A 6,704-nucleotide genomic window follows, 5' to 3' on the forward strand; every position below is an offset into this window, starting at 1 on the left:
CGGATAAGGCGTTTACGCCGCATCCGGCATGTGGGCGGGGAATGGCAATTTACTCTTCTGTGGTTTTACCCATACTTTTCTGGTCTTCATCCGGATAATGTTTTTTTAAATATTCCAGGACGTTTTTATTGACCTTATGTTGGGTATACACCCACCCTTTCCAGTAATCGGGCTGATCCAGGTAAACTTCTGGCGGAATGGTGAAATCAGAAAGCGTTAACCATTCGGCTAACAAATCGGGGTTTCTCTTCTGGATCAACTGCAACAGCATGATCAGCGACATGGCAGAGGCAGGAGCCGTACTATCGCCGCTTAAATACTTCCACACCGTGGAGCGATTCGAACGAAAAAGGATAGGGAGTAACGCCCTGTCCAGATTCATTTCATTAAAAATCTTCTCAAATTCATTCATTTAATTTTCCTGCCTGGTGTAAACCTCTTAAAAATTGAGATTTATCAAAGAAACGCATTCTAACATACATCAGCAACAGCATCACGTTTAGTGCAGAAACAGCATTTATTTCGCTTATCAAAACAAGTCTTTACGGTTTGTTACTGAGAAATAGCACAAAATGATTTTCCATTTTATTTCTAATGGAAACCTTTTTAGTTTCTATTAGTCGGTGTTTACGCTTACATCGTATAAAAACGCGCTTTACATCACACAAATGCCAGCGTAGATTTCGATCAATGCGAAACGCATAATATTTCTTATAACAACAATTAATGTTGCTATAAGAAACATAAATGCGACTTACTTTGATTGAGAAAAAATGAATGAAAACTGTAAAGATATCTTTACTGGCTGTCGTTATTGCTACTGCTGTAAGTCCATCTGCCTTTGCGGGTGATACGATTGAGGCGGCAGCGACAGAACTGGAGGCAATCCAACCAGGGATGTCACATGAAGAAGTTGACCAGAAAATTGGACGCTTCATGATTCGTACTGGAAATACAGAAGCCGCGCAAGACTACCTGTTTTCGCATGGGTATATGTCTCCAGAGACGGGCGACAATATCTACCCGGAACAGACCCAGGCAGACCGCGATGCGGCACAGGATACCGCCATCCAGAATGCGCAAACCACCGCTAACACAGCAGTGTCGACCGCCAATGAAGCGAACCAGGCCATTACGTCAGCGCAAACCGAGATTGACGCCAGCAAAGCGGCTATTCATAAAAATACTGACGACATTATCGAACAGAAGAACATTCTTAGAGCTCAACAAGACCAAATTAACGATACGCAAAAAACGGTTGCTGCTACCGGTGATGTCCAGAACGCAGCGCGTTATCAGAGTATGGTCAACGCCCGTCAGGAGGCTGCGGATAACGCACAGCAGCAACAAGCCGAAGCCCAACAAACGCAGATTACCGAACAACAAAAGCAAATCGAAGCTACGCAAAAAACAGTCGCCGCTACCGGTGATGTTCAGACCGCCGTCCGTTATCAAAGCATGGTTAATGCCCGTCAGGCTGCCGCCGACAATGCGCAGCAATCACAAGCCGAAACCCAGCAAACGCAGATTACGGAACAACAGGTACAGCTCGAAGCCACACAAAAAACGGTCGCTGCCATCGGTGATGTTCAGACCGCCGCCCGTTATCAGAGTATGGTCAACGCTAAACTGGCTGCGGAAAATGAAGCCAGCACGCGCGCTTCTGCGGAGCAAGGGAAAAAAATTGACGCTCTTTCTTCTACCATGACGACGGTATCTCAAAGTGTTGCCACCGAGAACCAATCAAAAGAACTGGAAGAAATTCATGGCGATATAACAAAAACCAACACTGCGGTAAGTAAGCTGGCGGCACAACAACAGATTGATAGCGTTCATTACGGTGAACAAATTCAAAATCTGGTGCAGGATTCCACCGATACACATCAGCAGTTATCAACCACGCAAAAACGAGTAGCGGATAACAGCCAGCAAATTAATACGCTCAATAACCATTTCAGCTCACTGAAAAACGAAGTTGAAGACAACCGTAAAGATGCCAATGCGGGGATTGCGTCAGCTATTGCCATTGCCTCACAGCCGCAGGTAAAAACCGGTGATTTAATGATGGTGTCTGCGGGCGCGGGAACGTTTAATGGTGAATCGGCGGTGTCTGTCGGCACGTCTTTTAATGCCGGAACGCATACAGTGCTTAAAGCGGGTGTTTCTGCGGATACGCAATCTGATTTCGGTGCGGGTGTCGGTGTGGGATATTCGTTCTAAAATTTTACCAGACACCTTATAAATACCAATAAAAAACAGAACTATTGAATAAATTAGAGCAAGGACGTTTGCCTAATATCACCTCTTCATTAATTCTCATATTATTTAAGGTTAACAATGATGAATAGCACCGTTAAATCGATTTCCCTGCTGGCGTTAATCATGCTGGCTGGTTGTAGCTCTCCCGCGTCTCGCATTGCAGACTGCCAGGCGCAAGGCGTATCTCATGACACCTGTTATCTTGCCGAACAACAGCGTCAGGCGGCTATTTTAAGTGCATCCGAAGCGCAGGCATTTAAAAATGCAGAAGCCGCACAACATGCCCAGGCGACAAAGAAAGCCATTTATAAAGGATTTGGCATGACCTTTAGAATGAGCAGTAAGAACTTTGCTTATCTCAATGATTCATTATGTGCGATTGATGAAGATAATGCCGATGCCACAGTTTATCAGTCGGGCCTGTATAACGTGATTGTTTATCATCACACAGGAAAAGTCGCATTAATGAAGGAAGGCCAGTTTGTGGGCTATTTAAAATGAAGGATGAAAAGAAAATATCCCTGACACATATTCTGATTATCGGTGCGTTTATTTTTGCCTTCTTGCAAGTAGTATTATTAGCCTCCCTGGTTCACGCGGTTAATGCCAGCAACGCAATACAGGAAGGCTTATTTCAGACGGGACGCATTATGGTAGAAAGTTTGCAGCATATTCTTTCGGTGCAAACGGGGATTAACTGATTTTTCACCCCGCCCGATGATGACAGCAGCCGGAGAGATTTTCGATAATCGGGCAGTCGGCGCTGTCATCGCCGGGGCAGGCATTCGCCAGCGCCAGTAACTGGTCGCGCATGGATTGCAGTTCTTCGATATGTCGCTCGATCTCCGCCACCTTCTCCAGCGTGCGCCGTTTTACATCAGCACTGTGGCGCTGCGGGTCGTTAAACAGATTCACCAGCTCGCCGCTCTCTTCCAGGTTAAAGCCCACCTGGCGCGCCTGGCGCAGTAAGGTCAGTTCGTTGAGATGCTGCTGCGTGTAGGTGCGATAACCATTTTCGCTGCGCATCGGTGGTGTCACCAGCCCCTTCTCTTCATAGAAGCGAATGGCTTTGCTGGTCAGGCCGGTAATTTTTGCTACATCGCTAATGTTCATCGTTCGCGCAACGCCTCCTGTGCTTTGTTAAAGGGTTTCAACAGATAATCCAGCACGCTCTTTTTGCCGGTGCGGATATCGACCGTCGCCACCATACCGGGAAATATCGGAAACTGCTGTTTGCTTTTGTTTTCCAGATGGTTGCTGAAAGTGCGAATGTACACCCGATAGTAATAAACATCGCGCCGCACTTCATCCTGCACGGTATCCGGTGAAATCACCGCCACTTCTCCCGGCAGACCGCCATAAATGGAGTAATCGTAAGCGGTTATTTTCACCAGCGATTTTTGCCCAGGATGGATAAACGCCACATCGCGCGGGGAGATTTTTGCCTCAATCAGCAATTGCTCATCCAGCGGCACAATGGTCATCAGTTTACCACCGGGGGCAATGACGCCGCCAACCGTGGTGACATCAATATCCTGAACAATGCCACGAACTGGCGCAGTAAAGTTGAGCCTGGTGAGGGAGTCTTCACGCCCACGGATCACCGAACGCTGGGTTTCCACTTCCGCATTGGCTTTCGCTAACTCTTCCCGCGCCTGTACGTAGTATTGCGTGCGCACGTCGCTAAGTTTGTTTTCCAGTTCATTGGCCTGGCGTTGCAGGCGCAGCACTTCGACGCTGCTCGCAGCCCCTTGTTTCACCAGCGGCTGGGTCATCGCCAGTTCACGGTTGACCAGGCTAATCCCCTGCGTCAGCCCGGTGGTGGCTTTGTTCAACCCGTCGCGGCGAGTGTTGTACAACGCCGTTTCCGACTCGATAAGTTCGGGGAATTTATTCAGTTCGTCAGGGAAGACCAGCGGTTTATTACTCACTTCCGCCCGCAGCCGCGCCGAGGTTGCCAGCGCCGCGTACAGCCGCGACATCGCTTCCTGGACGTCGGATTCCGTTTTGGTGCGGTTAAGCTGCGCCAGCGGCTGGCCCTGTTCAACAATATCGCCAACCTTGACGTCGAGATGATACAGAATTCCGCCTTCCAGCGACTGCACCACCTGTTCGCGCCCGGAGGGTTCTACCGTGCCGCTGCCGGTGGTGACTTCATCAAGCTGGAAGTACCACGCCCAGCCGAGAAAACAGAGCAGCATTACGGCAGTCACGCGTACCGCCAGCGCCGAACGCGGCAGGCGAGGTTCAGTCAGGCCACGGTTGTATTGCAGTTGTCCGTTCATGCGGCAGACCCCTTATTCTTCTCCTGCAACACCACGCGTCGCGCCGTGGGTTCGCCCTGTTCACGCAAAATAGTCTCTTTCGCGCCGTCCATCACAATCCGCCCCTGATCCATCACGATTATCCTGTCCACCAGTTGCAGCATCGCCGTGCGGTGAGTGGCGATGACCAGCGTGCGATGCCCAATCCACTGTTTCAGTTGTTCGATTAAATACGCTTCCGCCATTTCGTCCAGCGAGGCGCTGGGTTCATCGAGCAGCACGATATTGGGTTGAGAGATGAGCAGCCGCGCCAGCAGCAGCGTTTGCCGCTGACCACCAGAGAGGCCAAATCCCCCTTCCTGAATCATGTAGTTGAGGCCGTTTTTCTGCTTCTGCACAAAGGGCAGCGCCCCGCTGAGGGTTAATGCGCGTTCGATATCTTCATCACTGGCCTCCGGCATTCCCATGGTGAGGTTTTCCCGCAGCGAACCAAAAAACAGTCGTCCGGTCTGGCTGAGCAGCCCCATGTCGCGGCGCAGATCTGCCGGATCAAGTTGCCCGATGCTGATGTTATCCAGCAGCACCTGCCCCTGCTGGGCGATACGCATTCCGGCGAGCATTTGCAGTAGCGTTGATTTACCCGCGCCGTTGCGCCCAAGAATGGCGATTTTCTCACCCGCCTGAATGTTGAGTTTGCCAATCGCCACATCGGCAATCTTCTCTTCTTCGTCGTAATAAAACACCGCGTTGCTGAACTGATAATTACCGTGCAGTACCGCTTTATGCACCAGTTTGCCGTGCTCGGGCTGATCCACCGGGCGCTTCATCAGTTCATCAAGGCCATTACGCGCCACTTTCGCCTGCTGCCAGCGCGAGAGTACGCCGGAAATCTGCGACAGCGGCGCAATGGTGCGCGAAGCCAGGATCGTCGTCCCGACCAGTGCGCCGGTGGTCATGTCACCGTTCATCACCATAAAACAGCCCACCAGCAGCACCACCACATAGACGATGGATTGCACTTCCTGGGTCCAGGTGAGCAGCAGCCCGGTGAGAAAGCGTTGCTTCATGCTGATGGAGGACGCCACGTCGTTGGTGTGATTCCACTGATTCTGGAAACGCTGTTCGGCGCGCAGCAGTTTAATGTCTTCAATCGACTGCACGGCTTCCACCAGCGTCGCGTTGCGTACCGCCGACTCGCGCATCCCTTCGTTCGCCAGCCGCGCCAGCGGGCGTTGCACCAGCAGGCCGGGGATCACCAGCAACGGCAGCGCCAGCAAAACAACCAGCACCAGCCAGCCGCCGATCATCCACAAAATAAAGACAAACAGCAGGAAGAACGGCAGATCCGCCACCGCGCCGATGGTGGTGGAAGTAATAAGCTCCCGCACCGATTCCAGTTCGCGGATCTGCGAGATAAACGACCCGGTGGATTTCGAGCGCACGTTATTTTTCAGCCGTAACGCATGACCAAAAACGCGATCCGAAATGCGTAAATCCGCCCGTTTACCAATCACATCGGAAAGATGTGTGCGCACCATGCGCATACAGAACTCAAACAGGATCGCCATCATCACCCCGGCGAACAGTACCCACAGCGTCGGGTAGGACTGCGCCGGAACGACGCGGTCGTAAACCTGCATCGAAAAAATCATCGCCGCCAGCGCCAGCACGTTCGCCACCAGCGAGGCCAGCATAATATCGCCATAGCGCCGCCAGTCTTTCAGCGAGAGATTCCAGAACCAGTTCGCCTGATACGGGCGAATATAGTCATCCACCCGCGCATCGGGAATGGCGCTGAGCGGGCGCAGTAGCGCCAGTTCGACGATGTTATCTTCAACATCCGCGACGTTAAGCGTAGTTTCCAGCCCTTCGTCACCGCTGAACTGAATGCTGATATTGTCGTGATTGTCGCGGCGGGTGATAACGCCAATCTGCTGATTATCAAACACTGCGATCAGCGGCAGTCGCCAGGGGTTAAGCGAATCGGCGGAGAACTCGACCAGCCGCAGCCCCATTCCCAACTGCCGCGCCATGTCGGTGAGTAACTCCTCCCGCTTACTGTCGCGCTCCCAGTTGACGGTTGCGCGCACATTCTCCTGAGAAAAATCGAGCCGATAATAGCGCGCCACGGCGATCATCGCCTCCAGCCAGGCTTCCACGGACTGGGCATTTTTTTTCATT

At 51.5% G+C, this 6,704-nt stretch carries 6 protein-coding genes and 1 pseudogene; 3 read left to right on the plus strand and 4 right to left on the minus strand.

Features of this window, described 5'->3' with window-relative positions:
- Positions 1-49: 49 nt before the first annotated feature.
- Complete coding sequence (locus EQY_RS0102065; RefSeq protein WP_001001645.1) at positions 50-412, minus strand: hypothetical protein; 363 nt, start codon at positions 410-412, stop codon at positions 50-52.
- 1,424 nt (positions 413-1,836) lie between these two features.
- Between EQY_RS0102065 and EQY_RS27395 the strand changes: the two are divergent.
- From EQY_RS27395 to EQY_RS0102080, 3 genes and pseudogenes are all read left to right on the plus strand, one after another.
- Positions 1,837-2,220, plus strand: a pseudogene (locus EQY_RS27395) (YadA C-terminal domain-containing protein); the annotation flags it as partial.
- A gap of 117 nt (positions 2,221-2,337) precedes the next feature.
- Positions 2,338-2,760 (plus strand): hypothetical protein, encoded by a 423-nt coding sequence (locus EQY_RS0102075; RefSeq protein WP_024212368.1) that lies wholly within the window; start codon positions 2,338-2,340, stop codon positions 2,758-2,760.
- Positions 2,757-2,960, plus strand: coding sequence for a hypothetical protein (locus tag EQY_RS0102080; RefSeq protein ID WP_000650964.1), 204 nt, complete (start codon positions 2,757-2,759; stop codon positions 2,958-2,960). Before EQY_RS0102075 ends, EQY_RS0102080 begins: the two co-directional genes overlap by 4 nt.
- A 4-nt stretch (positions 2,961-2,964) precedes the next feature.
- On the opposite strand, the gene cueR is transcribed toward EQY_RS0102080, so the two are convergent.
- From cueR to EQY_RS0102095, 3 genes are read right to left on the minus strand one after another with little or no spacing between them, the layout of a single operon-like run.
- A complete protein-coding gene (gene cueR, locus EQY_RS0102085) occupies positions 2,965-3,372 on the minus strand; it encodes a Cu(I)-responsive transcriptional regulator (RefSeq protein ID WP_001026747.1) in 408 nt (135 codons plus the stop codon).
- Positions 3,369-4,544 carry an HlyD family type I secretion periplasmic adaptor subunit gene (locus tag EQY_RS0102090; protein WP_001014327.1) on the minus strand — a complete coding sequence of 392 codons (1,176 nt, stop codon included), beginning with the start codon at positions 4,542-4,544 and terminating at the stop codon, positions 3,369-3,371. Before EQY_RS0102090 ends, cueR begins: the two co-directional genes overlap by 4 nt.
- Complete coding sequence (locus EQY_RS0102095; RefSeq protein WP_000739043.1) at positions 4,541-6,703, minus strand: type I secretion system permease/ATPase; 2,163 nt, start codon at positions 6,701-6,703, stop codon at positions 4,541-4,543. Before EQY_RS0102095 ends, EQY_RS0102090 begins: the two co-directional genes overlap by 4 nt.
- Position 6,704: the final 1 nt, after the last annotated feature.

This window comes from Escherichia sp. TW14182, from assembly GCF_000208525.1.
Classification (GTDB): Bacteria; Pseudomonadota; Gammaproteobacteria; order Enterobacterales; family Enterobacteriaceae; genus Escherichia; species Escherichia ruysiae.